The organism is Diaphorobacter sp. (assembly GCF_050251835.1).
GTDB lineage: Bacteria > Pseudomonadota > Gammaproteobacteria > Burkholderiales > Burkholderiaceae_C > JBFXIE01.
This window is the reverse complement of sequence record NZ_JBFWLZ010000034.1, coordinates 18,788-35,397: the sequence shown is the minus strand read 5'-3', so window position 1 is coordinate 35,397 and position 16,610 is coordinate 18,788. Positions and strand designations below refer to the sequence as shown.

Below are 16,610 nucleotides of genomic sequence, written 5' to 3'. Positions count from 1 at the left end.
AGGGCGCAGGGGGGTGTTCGCCATGTAGGCGTTGTGGGGGACGGGGGTGGTCATGGTGACGAGAAATGCGTCGGGGGGATGTGTGAGGCGCGCGATTTTAGGGGTTGCACGCGGCTCCAAAAGACAAGCCGGCGCTGCGCGAAGCGCGCCGCAAAGGCGTTTGCTCCAGGCGTGCTGGCAGATGCCCGTCTGCGCCGCAGCGTTCGTCAGTGGCCTGTAAGTAGCAGGGCCGAAAGTACCGCACGAAATTCTTAGCCCCAGGAGACAAACCCATGAATGCACCTTCCAACGCCATCGAATCCGTCTTGGTCGAAAACCGCGTTTTCCCCCCCTCCGATAGCGTAGTGCAGGCCGCACGCGTATCGGGCATGACAGGCTACGAGGCCCTGTGCGCCGAGGCCGACACCAACCCCGATGCCTTCTGGGCCCGCCTGGCGCGCGAGCATCTGCACTGGACCCGCCCCTTCACGCAGACGCTGGACGAGTCGAATGCACCCTTCTACCAATGGTTTGCCGATGGTGAGCTCAACGCCAGCGCCAACTGCCTGGACAAGCACATGGGTACACCGGCCGAAAACAAGCCGGCCATCATCTTTGAAGCCGACGACGGTGAAGTCACCCAGGTCACCTACCGGCAGCTGCTCGAGCGCGTGAGCCAATTCGCCAACGCCCTGAATGCGCATGGCGTGCAGCAGGGCGACCGCGTGCTGATCTACATGCCCATGGGTGTGGAAGGCGTGGTGGCCATGCAGGCCTGTGCGCGCATCGGCGCCACGCACAGCGTGGTGTTTGGCGGCTTTTCGGCCAAGGCGCTGCACGAGCGCATCATCGATGCGGGCGCCGTGGCCGTCATCACCGCCAACTACCAGCTGCGCGGCGGCAAGGAGCTGCCGCTGAAGGCCATCGTGGACGAGGGCCTGGCGATGGGCGGCTGCGACTGCGTCAAGAACGTCTTTGTGTTCCAGCGCACGGGCACGGCCTGCGACATGGTGGCCGGGCGCGACAAGACCTTCACCGAAATTCTGGCTGGCCAGAGCACCGACTGCCCCCCCACGCCCGTGGGCGCAGAGCACCCGCTGTTCATCCTCTACACCAGCGGCTCCACCGGCAAGCCCAAGGGCGTGCAGCACAGCACCGGCGGCTATCTGCTGTGGGCCAAGCTGACGATGGAATGGACGTTCGACATCCGGCCTGACGATGTGTTCTGGTGTACCGCCGACATCGGCTGGATCACCGGCCACACCTACGTGACCTACGGGCCGCTGGCCGCGGGCGCCACGCAGGTGGTGTTCGAGGGCGTGCCCACCTATCCCAACGCCGGGCGCTTCTGGCAGATGATCGAGCGCCACAAGGTCACGGTGTTCTACACCGCGCCCACGGCCATCCGCTCGCTCATCAAGGCGGCAGACTCTGACGCTAGCGTGCACCCCAACAACTGGAACCTGTCCAGCCTGCGCATCCTGGGCAGCGTGGGCGAGCCCATCAACCCCGAGGCCTGGATGTGGTACCACAAAAACGTCGGCGGCGAGCGCTGCCCGATCGTGGACACCTTCTGGCAGACCGAGACCGGCGGCCACGTCATCTCCCCGCTGCCCGGCGCCACGCCGCTTGTGCCGGGCAGTTGCACGCTGCCGCTGCCCGGCATCGCTGCGGCCATCGTGGACGAGGCGGGGCACGACATGCCCAACGGCGCGGGCGGCATCCTGGTCATCAAGCGCCCCTGGCCCAGCATGATCCGAACCATCTGGAACGACCCTGAACGCTTCAAGAAAAGCTACTTCCCCGAAGAGCTCAAGGGCTATTACCTGGCGGGCGACGGCGCGGTGCGCAGCAGCGACCGTGGCTACTTCCGCATCACCGGGCGCATCGACGATGTGCTGAACGTGTCAGGCCACCGCATGGGCACGATGGAGATCGAATCCGCCCTGGTCGCCAAGACCGACCTGGTAGCCGAGGCCGCCGTGGTGGGCCGCCCCGACGACGTGACGGGCGAGGCGATCTGCGCCTTTGTGGTGCTCAAGCGCTCGCGCCCCACCGGCGAAGAGGCCAAGGCCATCGCCAAGGAACTGCGCGACTGGGTGGCCAGGGAAATCGGACCGATTGCCAAGCCCAAGGACATCCGCTTTGGCGATAACCTGCCCAAGACCCGCAGCGGCAAGATCATGCGCCGCCTGCTGCGCTCCATCGCCAAAGGCGAGTCCATCACCCAGGACACCAGCACGCTGGAGAATCCGGCAATTCTGGATCAGTTGGGCCAGTCCAACTGATCCAGAAAAGGCGCCGCCAGGCGCCTGCGCGCAGCGCTTGCCGGATTCGGGGAGTGCTCATGTCGCGCAGCGACGTGACGCACTCACCAGAACCAGGTCATGCTGGATCAGTTGGGCCAGTCCAACTGATCCAGAAAAGGCGCCGCCAGGCGCCTGCGCGTTCTGATTGAAGACGTTACCGCCTCGCCAACGCGAGGCGTTTTCTTTGTCTCCCATTGCTGCCTATGTAGGATCAGGGCGCAAACCTGCGTGCCTGCCGTGCTGCGCGTGCTGGCGCGGGGTACAACGGCAGAAGTCGCCCGCTGTGGTCGGGCAGCGTCAATTCTTTGGAGTCCGGTCATGCGCCTCAAAACCCTTTTCCTGCTGCTCATCGTGATCGCGATGGGCGCCCTTGCCACGCTGAACTGGGCTGCTCTTGCAACGCCTGCCACAGTGTCGCTGGGCGTGATGGAAGTGCAGGCCCCGCTGGGGCTCATCATGCTGGCGCTGACGGCCCTGCTGTGCGTGTTTTTCCTGGTCTATGTGCTGACGCTGCAGGGGTCGGTGCTGATGGAGACGCGCCGCCACGCCAAAGAGATGACGGTTCAGCGCGAGCTGGCCGACCGGGCCGAGGCCTCGCGGTTCACTGAGTTGCGAACCTTTCTGGAGGCGCAGCACCGCAGCGGCCACCAAGCGCTGCTGGAGCGCCTTGATGCGCTGGAAGCCCGCATCCTTGCCCGGGTGCTGGAGTCGGACAACAGCACCGCCGCCTGTGTGGGGCAGTTGGAGGATCAGTTACGCCACCGCGACTGACTGGGGTGTGCCCCGCAGCCAACCCGCGTCAGGGCCTGGCTTTGAGAATGTGCATGTCGCCCAAAAGAAAAGCTGCAACGCATGATGCGTTGCAGCTTTTTTGGTTGGAACAGCGCGCAGGTGCTGCGGCTGTAAAAAGCTTACTTGAGGGACAGAACCCAGGCAGCCAGCTTTTTCGCGTCGGCGGCGTTGACCTGCGCATTTGCGGGCATGGGCACGGGGCCCCACACGCCGGCGCTGCCCTTGATGATCTTTTCTGCCAGCTTGTCTTCGACGCCAGCCTGGCCAGCGTATTTTTTGGCAACGTCCTTGTAGGAAGGGCCGACAAGTTTCTTGTCCACCGCGTGGCATGCCATGCAGTTCTTGGAAGTGGCCAGAGCCTGATCGGCGAAGGCCGGGACGGCAACCGGGAGCGTCATCGCCAGCGTAATCAGAGTGCGTTTCATCGAGAGGTTCCTCAAGCGGTTAGAGTACAGTCATCAGCCTCGAAAGTCATTGTAATGTTAGCGGTGTATGGGCGCCTGCGCCAGGGCTCGCACCCCGCGGGAGGATGTAACTCATGTATGCGTTGGCCCTGGGTGTCTTGCTGGTACTGCTGAAGTATCTGGAGGTGGGTGTGGTGGCCAACCTGTCGTGGTGGTGGGTGTTGTCACCCTTTGCCGTTGCGGTGGCGTGGTGGACCTGGGCCGATGCCTCCGGCTACACCAAGCGCAAGGCCATGCAAAAGATGGATCAGCGCAAGAAAGATCGTCTCAACAAGCAGAAAAACGCCCTGGGCATGGGTCCGCGCCGCCCGCGCTGATCCGGGGTAGCGTGGGCGCCAGTGGGGTCTGTGGGGCTGCGACATAATCAATCGGTCTGCCTGGTGCGGGGCTCAAGAGGTTTCCGCTGTGGCGTGCAGGCCCTCTCTCAAGCGCGTGGGCCTCAGAAAATCCTCCAGCCCCATTTTTTCTAGCAACCACGATGCCCGCATACCGCTCAAAAACCTCCACCGCCGGTCGCAACATGGCCGGGGCCCGCTCCCTGTGGCGCGCCACCGGCATGAAAGACGATGATTTCTCCAAGCCCATCATCGCGGTGGTCAACTCCTTCACCCAGTTCGTGCCCGGCCATGTGCACCTGAAAGACCTGGGCCAGCTCGTGGCGCGCGAGATCGAGGCCGCCGGCGGCGTGGCCAAGGAATTCAACACCATCGCCGTGGATGACGGCATCGCCATGGGCCACGACGGCATGCTGTATTCGCTGCCCAGCCGCGACATCATTGCCGACAGCGTCGAATACATGGTCAACGCGCATTGCGCCGACGCCATGGTCTGCATCAGCAACTGCGACAAGATCACCCCGGGCATGCTCATGGCGGCCATGCGGCTGAACATTCCGGTGATTTTTGTGTCCGGCGGCCCCATGGAGGCCGGCAAGGTGCAGCAGGCCGTGCCCGGCAAGGATGGCGCGAAGACGATCCAGATCAAGAAGTTGGACCTGATCGACGCCATGGTGATGGCCGCCGACGACAAGGTGAGCGACGCCGACCTGGCCGAGATCGAGCGCTCCGCCTGCCCTACCTGCGGCTCCTGCTCGGGCATGTTCACCGCCAACTCCATGAACTGCCTGACCGAGGCACTGGGCCTGTCCCTGCCCGGCAACGGCACGGTGGTGGCCACGCATGCCGACCGCGAGCAGCTGTTCAAGCGCGCGGGCCGGCGCATCGTCGAGCTGGCGCGCCAGCACTACGAGCAGGACGACGAGCGCATCCTGCCGCGCTCAGTGGGCTTCAAGGCGTTCGAGAACGCGATGACGCTGGATATAGCCATGGGCGGCTCCACCAACACCATCTTGCACCTGCTGGCCATCGCGCAAGAGGCGGGCATCGACTTCGGCATGGCCGATATCGACCGCCTGTCGCGCAGCGTGCCGCAGCTGTGCAAGGTGGCGCCCAACACCAACAAGTACCACATCGAAGACGTGCACCGCGCGGGCGGCATCATGGCCATCCTGGGCGAGCTCGAGCGCGCCGGCAAGCTGCACACCGACGTGCCCACCGTGCACGCGAGCACGCTGGGCGAGGCGCTGGCGCAGTGGGACGTGACGCGCACGCAGGACGAGTCCGTCAAGACCTTCTACATGGCTGGCCCGGGCGGCGTGCCCACGCAGGTGGCCTTCAGCCAGAGCGCGCGCTGGCCCAGCCTGGACCTGGACCGTGCCGAGGGCTGCATCCGCTCGTACGACCACGCCTTCAGCAAAGAGGGCGGGCTGGCCGTCCTCACCGGCAACATCGCCAAGGACGGCTGCGTGGTCAAGACCGCGGGCGTGGATGACTCCATCCTGGTGTTTGAAGGCCCGGCCCATGTGGTTGAAAGCCAGGACGAGGCGGTAGAGAACATCCTGGCCGACAAGGTCAAGGCTGGCGACGTGGTGGTGGTGCGCTACGAAGGCCCCAAGGGCGGCCCCGGCATGCAGGAGATGCTCTACCCCACGAGCTACATCAAGTCCAAGGGCCTGGGCAAGGCCTGCGCGTTGCTGACGGACGGGCGCTTTTCGGGCGGCACCTCGGGCCTGTCGATTGGCCACTGCTCGCCCGAGGCGGCAGCGGGCGGCGCGATCGGCCTGGTGCGCAATGGCGACCGCATCCGCATCGACATCCCCAACCGCACCATCGACGTGCTGGTGAGCGACGACGAACTGGCGCGCCGCCGCGCCGAGCAGGACGTCCTGGGCTGGAAGCCCGCCAAGCCCCGTCCGCGCAAGGTGTCGGCCGCTCTCAAGGCCTACGCCAAGCTGGTGATGTCGGCCGACAAGGGCGCCGTGCGCGACCTGTCGCTGCTGGACTGACGTCTCTTTGGGGCAGCGCCCGTGCTGCCTCAATCACTACTGTTTTGATAGCTTTTGGCGCTTTCTGCATAAGCGCTGGAATGGTTTTTGACTGAAATCGTAGTCTGCTAGACGGCAGCCAGTTCAACGCCACGCACTCACACCATGAATCCATTACACCAACGCATTGCCGCCAGCTTTGACGCCCAGGGCCTGATGGCCACGCTGGGCGCCCGCCTGGCACTGGTGCAGGACGGCGAGGTGCATATCGAGATGCCGTTTTCGCCCCGCCTGTCGCAGCAGCAGGGCTTTGTGCATGCTGGTGCCATCACCAGCATCGTCGATAGCGCCTGCGGCTACGCGGCGCTGACCCGCTCGCCGCCGGGCTGCGAGATCGTCAGCGCCGAGTTCAAGACCAACTTCATGCGGCCCGCGCTGGGTCAGCGCTTCGTAGCCGTGGGCAAGGTGCAGAACGCCGGCCGCATGCTGACGGTGTGCACCGGCGAAGTGCGCGCGTTTGCCGGCGACGGACCTGATTACAAGGTGGTCGCCCTGATGCAGGCCACCATGGTCAACGTACCCGCCGCTGCCTGACCAAAGATTCACACCATGCTCACTTATCCCCAAATCGACCCCGTGGCCCTGCAACTGGGGCCCATATCCATTCACTGGTATGGCCTGACCTACCTGGCGGCCTTCGGGCTGTTCATGCTGCTGGGCACGCTGCGGCTGCGTCACCCGCCCTATGCCACGCTGCGTGGCGATCAGGCGTGGTCGCGCAGGGACGTGGAAGATATTCTGTTCCTGGGCGTGCTGGGCGTGGTGGCTGGCGGGCGGCTGGGCTATTGTCTGTTCTACAAACCCAGCTACTACCTGAGCCACCCGCTGGAGATTTTTTACGTATGGCAGGGCGGCATGAGCTTTCATGGCGGCCTGCTGGGCGTGATTGTTGCCATGCTGTGGTTTGCCCACTCGCGCCGCAGGCCCTGGCTGCAGGTGGTGGATTTCATCGCGCCCTGCGTGCCCACGGGGCTGGCGGCGGGGCGCATTGGCAACTTCATCAACGGGGAGCTGTGGGGGCGTTTTGCGCCGACCGACCTGCCCTGGGGCATGGTGTTCCCGCAAAGCGGTTCGATGTTGCCGCGCCACCCGTCGCAGATCTACCAGGTGTTGCTGGAAGGGCTGCTGCTGTTCGTGCTGCTGTGGCTGTACGCTCGCCGCCCGCGCAAGCGCGGCGAGGTGGCGGCCGCGTTTTTGGTGGGCTACGGCGTGTTGCGCTTCACGGCCGAGTATTTCCGAGAGCCCGACAGCTTCCTGGGCCTGTTGTCGCTGGGCATGAGCATGGGCCAGTGGCTGTGCGTGCCCATGGTGCTGGCCGGTGTGCTGATGTGGCTGTGGGCGCAAAAGCAGCCTGCTGCAACGGCTTGACGAGAGCTTTGAAGTAGATGTGCCTCCAGCCCCCGGGGGGCCAGCGCACATAGCTCACTTTTTAATAGTGCCCTGACGCTGACTTCTGCAGAGTTCGGCTGCGCAGTCCGGCCTGGGTATGGGGTTGTTACCCAGCGCGAAAGCGCTCCGCATGATCATAATTACTAAAAATTACGCGAAATCATGCGCCCAGTTGCCAACTCCCTGCACGACCAGGCCGCCGAGATGCTGCGCCAGCAGATCTTTGCGGGGGATCTTGCGCCCGGCAGTTTCATCGACGAGGCCGCGCTGTGCGAGCGGCTGGCCGTGTCGCGCACGCCGCTGCGCGAGGCGCTGAAGGTGCTGGTGGCCGAAGGTCTGCTGCGCCACGAGCCGCGTCGCGGCTGCTTTGTGGCCGAGATCACCGCGCGCGACGTGGATCAGATATTCCCCGTGATCGCCTTGCTGGAAGGCCGCGCCGCCTTTGAAGCCACCGAGCACGCCGGCCCCGCCGACATCGCCGCGCTGCACGTGCTGCATCAGCGCCTGCAGGCCCATGCCGAGGCGGGGCGCATCCATGACTACTACGAGGTCAACTACGCCATCCACGAGGCCTTCATCACCCTGGCCGACAACCGCTGGCTGGCCCAGGTGATTGGCGACTTGCGCAAAATCCTGCGCCTGGCGCGTCACCAGACGCTGCATGTGCCCGGCCGCCTGCAGCAAAGCCTGGCCGAGCATCTGGCCGTGTTTGCCGCGCTGCAAAACGGCGACGCCGGCGCGGCCGAGCAGATCATGCGTGACCACCTGCTGGCCCAGCGTGACGCGCTGCGCGAGCTGGCCCGCCACCACCCCTCACGGATCACACCATGAACGCCACCTCCAACTGGATTTCGCGCAGCATGGGCCGCCTGCGGCCTGCCGACAGCAAGGCTGCTGCAGCCGGCAAGGACAAGAGCCCCGGGCAAGACGGCGCCAGCGCGCCCGCCCGGCCCGCCCCCGAGCGATCCACCCACGAGCGCCTGCAGGCCACGCTGCGCAAGAGCGGCGAGGCGCTGGCGCCGCGTGCGCTGCGCCGGCTGCTGACTGACCTGCAAGAGGCCGCCGCCCCCGGGGTGAGCGAGATCGAGGGCGGGCGCCGCGCCCAGGCCGTGGCTGCGTGGTATGCCCAGGCCACGCCGGAAGAGCGGCGCGACCTGTGGCTGCTGATGTGCGAGCAGTTCGCGCCCGACGCCACGCGCGTCAAATCGGCCCAGCAGCGCTACGAGGCCGCCGCCGGCACTGACGACGCGCCCCAGGCCGAGGCCCACCTGCGCCGCGCCCTGGTGTCGCCGCGCGCGCGGCTGCTGCAACGCTTTGCGGTGTTTGCCGAAGGCATGCGCTTTTTGGTGGACCTGCGCGCCGAGCTGCTGCCGCTGCTCAAGAGCGACAAGCGCCTGCTGCCGCTGGACGCCGAGCTGGAGCAGCTGTTTTCCACCTGGTTCGACGTGGCCTTCCTGGAGCTGCGGCGCCTGTCGTGGGACTCGCCCGCATCGCTGATCGAAAAGCTCATCAAGTACGAGGCGGTGCACGACATCCGCAGCTGGGCCGATCTGAAGAACCGCCTGGACAGCGACCGCCGCTGCTACGGCTTCTTTCACCCGCGTCTGCCCAATGAGCCGCTGATCTTTGTGGAAGTGGCCCTGGTCAAGGAAATCTCGTCCAGCATCACGCCCCTGCTGGACGAATCGGCCGAGGCCGCCGACATCCAGCGCGCCAACACGGCCATCTTCTATTCGATCAGCAGCACCCAGACAGGACTGCGCGGCGTGAGTTTTGGCGACTCGCTCATCAAGCATGTGGCCGAGACGCTGACCGCGGAGTTCCCGCGCCTGCGCACCTTTGCCACGCTGTCGCCCATACCTGGCTTTCGCGCGTGGCTGGTCAAGAACTGCGCGGCGCAGCTGCAGCAGCTTGACGACAAACGCCGGGCCGAGCTGGGCCGCGCCGTGGACATCGAGCCGCACAACGCCAAGAATCTGGCTGCGCAGCTGCTGGCTGCGGCCGACAAACCGCTGGACCTTGCGCCCAAATCCCCCGTGCGCCAGTGGCTGATGCAGTGCGCCGCGCGCTACCTGGGGCGTGAGCTGCAGGGCGGCAAGCCCCTGGACCCCGTGGCGCGCTTTCACCTGGGCAACGGCGCGCGCGTGGAGCGGCTGAACTGGGCCGGCGACCCATCGGCCAAGGGGCTCAAGCAGTCCTTCGGGCTGATGGTCAATTACCTGTACGACCTCAAGCGTATCGACAAGCACCGCGCGCTGCTCGCGCAGGGCAGGGTGCCGGTGTCGGGCGATATCGACAGCCTTTGCAAGGACTGACAGTTGCCGGGGCCGCGGGCCGCGGGCCCAGGGTGCCCCCAAAAAATCCAACCACAGCAACGACAGGAGACAACACCATGCGTGACATGCAACACATCAACCATCCGCCCCCGGGCCCCCTGCAACGGCGCGGCCTGCTGCGCGCTGCGGGCGCGGCGGGGCTGGCCCTGGCTGCGGGCGGGGCCTCCTGGGCGCAGGGCGCGGGCGGCTGGCCCGCCAAGCCCGTCAACCTGGTGGTGCCGTTTCCGGCAGGCGGCGGCACGGATGCGTTTGCGCGCCCGCTGGCGGCGCAGTTTGCCAAGTCCACCGGCAAAACGCTGGTGATCGACAACCGCGGCGGCGCAGGCGGTACCGTGGGCGCCAGCTTTGCCGCCAAGGCGCCAGCGGACGGATACCACCTGTTCATGGGCGGCACGCACCATGTCATCGCGCCGTCCATGTACCCCCGGCTGGACTACGACATCGAAAAAGACTTTGTGCCTCTGGCACTGCTGGCCAGCGTGCCGCAGGTGCTGGTGGTGAACCCGCGCAACATCAGCGCGAGCAACTTCCGCCAGTTTCTTGACTTCTTGAAGGCCAACCCGGCCAAGCTCAATTACGCGTCGGCGGGCTCGGGTAGTTCGCACCACCTGGCGGGCGAGCTGTTCAAGCTGCAGACGGGCACCTTCATCACCCACATTCCGTACCGCGGTGCGGGCCCGGCGCTGCAGGACCTGATTGCCGGCAACGTGGACATGCTGTTCGACGGCCTGGGCTCGTCGGCCGCGCACATCAAGGGCGGGCGCATCAAGGCGCTGCTGGTGTCGGGCGCCAAACGAAACCCGGCCTTTCCTGACGTGCCCTGCGCGGCCGAGGTGGGCCTGCCCGACTACACCGTGTCCACCTGGTACGGCCTGTGGGCGCCCAGGGGCACGCCCGCCGATGTGCAGGCGCGCATCGTGGAAGAAATACGCAAGCTGGGCCAGTCCGACGAAGTCAAGACCATCTGGGCGGGCAACGGCGCCGAGTTCGGCACGCTGTCGCAGGCCGATTTTGGCAAGCTGGTGGGCAACGAGGTCAAGCGCTGGGCGCAGGTGGTGAAAGCCTCTGGCGCCAAGCTGGAGTGAGGCTGAATTTGTGCAAGAACCGCGAGGGCAGCCGCGCCGCACAGCCCGTGGCAGCCGGCCTTCGCGCATCCAGGAAAGTGTGAAGTCATGACCGGTGAAGTCATTGCGGCAGCTGCCGCGGGGGAGGCCGCAGGCCGCGGCGTGGTGCGCGTGACGCTGCGCCACGACGGGCGGCTCAACGCCATGTCGCGCGCCATGTGGCGCCAGTTGCGCTCCGTTTTTGAGAGCATTCAGCGCAGTGTTGACGTGCGCTGTGTGCTGATCGAAGGGGCAGGGGAGGCATTCTGCGCGGGCGGCGACATTTCTGAATACCCGGCGTTTCGCTTCGACCCCGAGCAATTGCGCGACTTTCATGAGGGCGACGTCTGGGGCGGTTTGTCGGCCATGCTGGCCTGTGACGTGCCCATCGTCGCGCGCATCGCTGGCGCCTGCATGGGCGCGGGCGTGGAGATTGCCAGCTGCTGCGACATCCGCATTGCCGCCACCGGCGCGCGCTTTGGCGCGCCCATTGCCAAGCTGGGCTTTCCGATGGCGCCGCGCGAGGCCGCCCTGGTGGCCGGCGCCGTGGGCGACGTGACTGCGCGCCAGATGCTGCTGGAGGCCGCGACCTTCAGCGCTGCCGAGATGGCGCAACGCGGCTTTGTGAGCCGCGTGGTCGAGGCCGATCAACTGGAGGCGCAGGCCATGGGCACGGCGCTGCGCATTGCGGCCCTGGCGCCCGGCGCGGCCCGGCTCAACAAGCAGACGCTGCGCGCGCTGCAAATGCCGCTTCATGCTCCAGCACTTATGCCAAATGGGCCTGTAGCCCAGGCAGGTAAAGCGCTGGCAGCTTCTGATTTGATAGCTGATGCGGCGCCTGCAGACCCCTACGCCTATGCCAACAGCGCCGAGCACCGCGAGGGCATCACCGCCTTCCTGGACAAGCGCGCTCCGGTTTTCTGAAATTTTTGTGTGCAATCCACCATGAACTCTGCATCCCAGAACCTGTTCACCGCGCTGCGCGCCGCCTTCCCCGCAGACCTGGACCAGATCGCCGTCGAAGCCACGTCGCCCGCGGGTGAGCCACTGCTCTACACCTGGCGCGACCTGGATTGCGCCAGCGCCCGCATCGCCAATCTGCTGGCGTCGCTGCAGTTGCCCGAGGGCAGCCGCATCGCGGTGCAGGTAGAAAAGTCGGTCGAGGCCATGCTGTTGTACCTGGCCACGCTGCGCGCGGGCTATGTGTTCTTGCCGCTCAACACCGCCTACCAGAGCGCCGAGATCGAGTACTTCATCGGCAACGCCGAGCCGGCCGTGGTGGTGTGCACGCCGGGCAACTTTGGCTGGGTGTCCAAAATAGCCTTCACGGCCGGCACGCAACATGTGTTTACGCTGGGCGATGACCGCAGCGGCAGCCTGCTGCAGCGCGCCGCGCATTTTGGCGACGCGCATGAGGCCGCGCCGCGCCGGGCTGACGACCTGGCTGCCATCCTGTACACCAGCGGCACCACCGGCCGCAGCAAGGGGGCGATGCTGACGCACGGCAATCTGCTGTCCAACGCGCTGGTGCTCAAGGACTACTGGGGCTGGCAGCCCAATGATGTGCTGATCCACGCGCTGCCCATCTTCCATGTGCACGGGCTGTTCGTGGCCATCCACGGCGCGCTGATCAACGGCAGCAAGATGATCTGGATGGCCAAGTTCGACCCCCAGGCTGCCATCGCCGCCATGCAGCGCGCCACCGTGTTCATGGGCGTGCCCACGCTGTACGTGCGCATGCTGGCCGAGCCCACGCTCACGCGCGAGGTGGCGCGCAACATGCGCCTGTTCATCTCGGGCTCGGCGCCGCTGCTCATCGAGACCTTCAAGGAATGGCAGCAGCGCACGGGTCACACCATTTTGGAACGCTACGGCATGAGCGAGACCATCATGCTCACCAGCAACCCCTATGCGGCCGACGCGCGCCACGGCGGGCAGGATGAGCGCCGCGGCGCTACCGTGGGTTTTGCGCTGCCCGGAGTGGGCCTGCGCGTGGTCGGCGACGACGGCCAGCTGCTGCCCACGGGCGAGATTGGCAACATCCAGGTGCGCGGGCCCAATGTGTTCAAGGGCTACTGGCGCATGCCCGAAAAGACGGCCGAGGAGTTCTCGCAGGACGGCTGGTTCAAGACCGGTGACGTGGGCAAGGTGGACGAGCGTGGCTACGTGAGCATCGTGGGCCGCAGCAAGGACCTGATCATCAGCGGCGGCTACAACGTCTATCCGGCCGAGATCGAGGGCTACATCAACGACATGCCCGGCGTGGCCGAGAGCGCGGTGGTCGGCGTGCCGCACCCCGACTTTGGCGAGGTGGGCGTGGCCGTGGTCATCCCCAAGCCCGGCGCGCGGGTGGACGGTGATGCGGTCATTGCGCAACTGAAGAGTCAGTTGGCCAACTTCAAGATTCCCAAGCGCTGCTTCGTCACCACCGAATTGCCGCGCAACACCATGGGCAAGGTGCAAAAGAACCTGCTGCGCGACCAGCACAAGGGGCTGTTTGCCTAAAGGGGCGTGCCGGCATCAAGGACAAAAGGCGGCAAGTGCCGCCTTTTGCTATACTTTTGGTAGCTGCTAGCGCTTGATTTACATGCGCTAGAGGCCTGTTTAACGCTTAACGCAGCACCAGCACCGGAATGTGCGAGTGCGTCAGCACGTGCTGTGTTTCGCTGCCCAGCAGCAGGCGCTTGATGCCCTTGCGGCCGTGTGATGCCATGACGATCAGGTCGCACTTGTGCTTTTTGGCGGCGGCGATCACGGCCTCGGCCACCAGATCAGACTTGGCCACCACGGCCTTCACGCTCACACCCTCGTCGGTGCCGCGCAGCTTGACCTTGTTGACCAGTTCCTGGGCAGCATCGCTCCACTGCTTTTCGATGCGCTTGATGTCGTCCTGATCCACGGGCAGGCCACCTTCAAAATAGCTGCGCGGATAACGCGGCACCACCTTGAGTGCGACGACCGATGCACCGGTCAGGCTCGCCAGACCCAGACCGCTCTCAACAGCTTTGTCAGACAGGGGAGAGCCGTCGGTGGCGATCAGAATGCGTTGGTACATGGTCAGCTCCTTTGATATTTGGTTGGGATCGGTAACAAGCATAGGATAGCCGACGGTCTGAGTCTTGATTTTGATCAATGAGGTCGTTGCACAACATGGATAGCCTCGCGCACATGTCAAATTCTTCTGGTGGTGCGCAGACACCCGCCGCCACCGCCACCGCCTCGACGGCCACCGAGGACGATGCCCGCGCCTTGCTGGACGACCCTCACGAGTGGTCGGCTTTCGGCAGGCCCTGTGCCACGGCGCGTCAACACCCCGGCGCGCATTCGCGCCCGGCCACCAGCGCCACCGATGCGGCGCAGAGCCCGGCAGAGGCACCCGCAGTGAACACGGATACGCCGTGGGAGTCGCATGTCGTGCTGGAGGGCATGCATTGCGCCGCCTGCGCGCTGACCGTCGAAGATGCATTGCGCCAGGTGCCAGGGGTGAGCGAGGTCAACGTCAGTGCCGCCACACGACGTGCCCGGGTGGTGTGGAACCCGGCCCGCGTGCTGCCTTCGCAATGGATGGCCGCGGTGCAGCGGGCAGGTTATCGCGCCATGCCCGCCATGGATGTTTTTGCGCGCGAGCAGCGCCAGCGCGAGAACCGCCGCGCTCTGTGGCGCTGGCTGGTGGCGGGCTTTTGCATGATGCAGGTCATGATGTATGCGTGGCCCGCCTACCAGGCCATGCCGGGCGATCTGTCGATGGAGATGGAGCAGCTGCTGCGCTGGGCGTCGTGGGTCATCAGCCTGCCGGTGGTGCTGTTTGCCTGCGGGCCGTTTTTCTCCAGCGCGCTGCGCGACATACGCCAGCGCCGCGTCAGCATGGACTTGCCGGTGGCGCTGGGCATGCTGATCACCTTTGTGGTGAGCATGGCCGGCACGTTCGACCCCACGGGGCCGTTTGGGCGCGAGGTGTATTACGACTCGCTGACCATGTTTGTGTTTTTCCTGCTCTCTGGCCGCTGGCTGGAGCTGCGCCTGCGTGACCGAACCGCCGGCGCGCTGGAGGCGGTCATGAACCGGCTGCCCGACAGTGTGGAGCGCCGCACCGCGGACGGCAGCTTTGAGCGCGTGGCCACGCGGCGCCTGCAGCTGGGCGATGTGGTGCGTGTGCTGCCCGGCGAGGCGTTCCCGGCCGACGGTGTCATTGTTGCGGGCAGCACCAAGGCGGACGAGGCGCTGCTCACCGGCGAGTCCACGCCCGTCGATCGTCCCCAGGGTAGCGCGGTGACGGCGGGCAGCTACAACCTGCGCGCGCCGGTACAGGTGCGCGTTGATTCGCTGGGCGCTGCCACGCGTTTTGGCCAGGTGGTGGCGCTGATGGAGAGCGCTTCGTCGCAAAAACCCCGCCTGGCGCAATTGGCCGACCGGGTGGCGAGGCCGTTTCTGGTGGCTGTCTTGCTGGCCGCTGGCCTGGCTGCGGCCTGGTGGTGGCCCAGTGACCCCAGCCATGCGCTGATGGTGGCGGTGGCGGTACTGATCGTCACCTGCCCCTGTGCGCTATCGTTGGCCACCCCCGTAGCCATGCTCACGGCCGCGGGCACCCTGGCGCGACGCGGCGTGCTGGTGCGCAACCTGCAGGGGCTGGAGGCGCTGGCCGCCGTGGATACCGTGGTCTTTGACAAGACGGGCACGCTGACGCGCGATGCCCTGGCCGTGCGCGCCACGCATGTGGCTGCGGCGGCCGCAATGCCACCAGCCGAGGCGCTGGCGCTGGCCGCTGCATTGGCGCGGCATTCCTTGCACCCGGTTTCGCGGGCGCTGGTGGCCGCGGCGGGGCAGGCGCCGCAACCGCCGCAGCAGGCGCGGGACTGGGTCGTGCAGGACGTGCAGGAGCTATCGGGCGCAGGCCTGGTCGCTCGGGCGCATCGTGCCGGCATGGAGCACCAGGAGCCGTCGGTGCTGCGCCTGGGCTCGGCCGCGCATGCACGGGTGCCGGCGGCTGGCGGCGGTATGCAGCAGGTCGTATTGTCGGTGGAGCATGCAGGCGTGGTGACCGAGCTGGCGCGCTTTGACCTGAGCGAGGACTTGCGCCCCGAGGTTGCAGCCGTTGTCGAAGGCCTTCGCGCGGCTGGTGTCTCGGTTCAACTGCTATCGGGCGATCGCACCCCCGCGGTGCATGCCGTGGCTACGCAGGCCGGCATTGAGCAGGCCCTGGGAGATTGCACACCGCAGGACAAATTGTCCCACCTGCAAGCCCTGCAGGCGCAAGGGCGGTGTGTGGCAATGGTAGGAGACGGGCTGAATGACGGGCCGGTGCTGGCTGGCGCCCATGTCTCCTTTGCATTCGGTCGTGCGGTTCCTTTGGCTCAATCGCGCTCTGACTTCGTCGTCATGGGTGAGAATCTCACCCCGGTGCTGCACACCCTGACGCTGGCGCGCAACACCATGCGGATCGTGCGCCAGAACTTATGGTGGGCGGCTGGTTACAACGCGTTGTGTGTGCCGTTGGCAATTGCCGGCTACATGCCCGCCTGGCTGGCCGGACTGGGCATGGCCTTGAGTTCGCTGCTGGTCGTGGCCAACGCAGCGCGACTGGCGCGCATGCCGCATTCCGTAGATGACAGCGCCGGGGAGACGCCGTTATCCGGACCGCAGCGACCGGCAAATCTGCCTGTGGAGATGGCTTGAGATGGATATTCTTTACCTGCTGATTCCGCTGTCGGTGGTGCTGGTGCTGTTCGTGCTGGCGGGGCTGTGGTGGGCGGTCTACCGTGGCCAGTTTGAGGACGTAGAACAAGAGGGGGAGCGCATTCTTAAAAGTGATTGATATCTATCAATAACCATAATGCGAATCCGGTTGAAACTTTTTC

General features: G+C 65.8%; 15 protein-coding genes. 13 read left to right on the top strand and 2 right to left on the bottom strand.

The genetic code is table 11. From position 1 onward, the window contains the following. The first annotated feature begins 272 nt into the window (after positions 1-272). Positions 273-2,267: an acetate--CoA ligase gene (gene acs, locus AB7E35_RS11660; protein WP_428167601.1), complete on the top strand. Its 1,995-nt coding sequence runs from the start codon at positions 273-275 to the stop codon at positions 2,265-2,267. Between the two features lie 339 nt (positions 2,268-2,606). Further along, positions 2,607-3,059, top strand: a complete 453-nt coding sequence (locus AB7E35_RS11655) for a LapA family protein (protein WP_428167600.1) — start codon at positions 2,607-2,609, stop codon at positions 3,057-3,059. 140 nt (positions 3,060-3,199) lie between these two features. Here the strand turns inward: AB7E35_RS11655 and AB7E35_RS11650 are convergent, their stop codons facing one another. Then, complete coding sequence (locus AB7E35_RS11650) at positions 3,200-3,505, bottom strand: c-type cytochrome (protein ID WP_428164313.1); 306 nt, start codon at positions 3,503-3,505, stop codon at positions 3,200-3,202. 113 nt (positions 3,506-3,618) lie between these two features. Between AB7E35_RS11650 and AB7E35_RS11645 the strand changes: the two genes are divergently transcribed. From AB7E35_RS11645 to AB7E35_RS11605, 9 genes are all read left to right on the top strand, one after another. Then, positions 3,619-3,861: a TIGR04438 family Trp-rich protein gene (locus AB7E35_RS11645; RefSeq protein ID WP_428164312.1), complete on the top strand. Its 243-nt coding sequence runs from the start codon at positions 3,619-3,621 to the stop codon at positions 3,859-3,861. A gap of 161 nt (positions 3,862-4,022) precedes the next feature. Then, a complete protein-coding gene (gene ilvD, locus AB7E35_RS11640) occupies positions 4,023-5,888 on the top strand; it encodes a dihydroxy-acid dehydratase (protein WP_428167599.1) in 1,866 nt (621 codons plus the stop codon). Between the two features lie 144 nt (positions 5,889-6,032). Then, positions 6,033-6,461, top strand: a complete 429-nt coding sequence (locus AB7E35_RS11635) for a PaaI family thioesterase (RefSeq protein WP_428164310.1) — start codon at positions 6,033-6,035, stop codon at positions 6,459-6,461. 15 nt (positions 6,462-6,476) lie between these two features. After that, positions 6,477-7,295, top strand: a complete 819-nt coding sequence (gene lgt / locus AB7E35_RS11630; protein WP_428164309.1) for a prolipoprotein diacylglyceryl transferase — start codon at positions 6,477-6,479, stop codon at positions 7,293-7,295. 183 nt (positions 7,296-7,478) lie between these two features. Beyond that, positions 7,479-8,147 (top strand): GntR family transcriptional regulator, encoded by a 669-nt coding sequence (locus AB7E35_RS11625; protein ID WP_428167598.1) that lies wholly within the window; start codon positions 7,479-7,481, stop codon positions 8,145-8,147. Continuing rightward, on the top strand, positions 8,144-9,631 hold the full coding sequence (locus AB7E35_RS11620; RefSeq protein WP_428164307.1) for a malonyl-CoA decarboxylase: 1,488 nt from the start codon (positions 8,144-8,146) through the stop codon (positions 9,629-9,631). The genes AB7E35_RS11625 and AB7E35_RS11620 overlap by 4 nt, the downstream gene beginning before the upstream one ends. Before the next feature lie 86 nt (positions 9,632-9,717). Beyond that, entirely contained in the window at positions 9,718-10,737 is a 1,020-nt protein-coding gene (locus AB7E35_RS11615; RefSeq protein WP_428164316.1) for a Bug family tripartite tricarboxylate transporter substrate binding protein, read from the top strand. A gap of 87 nt (positions 10,738-10,824) precedes the next feature. Beyond that, the gene (locus AB7E35_RS11610; protein WP_428167597.1) at positions 10,825-11,679 is read left to right on the top strand and encodes an enoyl-CoA hydratase/isomerase family protein; all 855 of its coding nucleotides are present in this window, start codon (positions 10,825-10,827) and stop codon (positions 11,677-11,679) included. Positions 11,680-11,700: 21 nt separating this feature from the next. Further along, entirely contained in the window at positions 11,701-13,260 is a 1,560-nt protein-coding gene (locus tag AB7E35_RS11605; RefSeq protein WP_428167596.1) for a malonate--CoA ligase, read from the top strand. Positions 13,261-13,366: 106 nt separating this feature from the next. Here the strand turns inward: AB7E35_RS11605 and AB7E35_RS11600 are convergent, their stop codons facing one another. Beyond that, positions 13,367-13,810, bottom strand: a complete 444-nt coding sequence (locus tag AB7E35_RS11600; protein ID WP_428164304.1) for a universal stress protein — start codon at positions 13,808-13,810, stop codon at positions 13,367-13,369. Between the two features lie 113 nt (positions 13,811-13,923). On the opposite strand from AB7E35_RS11600, the gene AB7E35_RS11595 reads away from it, so the two are divergent. Further along, entirely contained in the window at positions 13,924-16,428 is a 2,505-nt protein-coding gene (locus tag AB7E35_RS11595; RefSeq protein WP_428167595.1) for a heavy metal translocating P-type ATPase, read from the top strand. Position 16,429: 1 nt separating this feature from the next. After that, positions 16,430-16,567, top strand: a complete 138-nt coding sequence (ccoS, locus tag AB7E35_RS11590; RefSeq protein ID WP_428164302.1) for a cbb3-type cytochrome oxidase assembly protein CcoS — start codon at positions 16,430-16,432, stop codon at positions 16,565-16,567. Positions 16,568-16,610 lie beyond the last annotated feature (43 nt).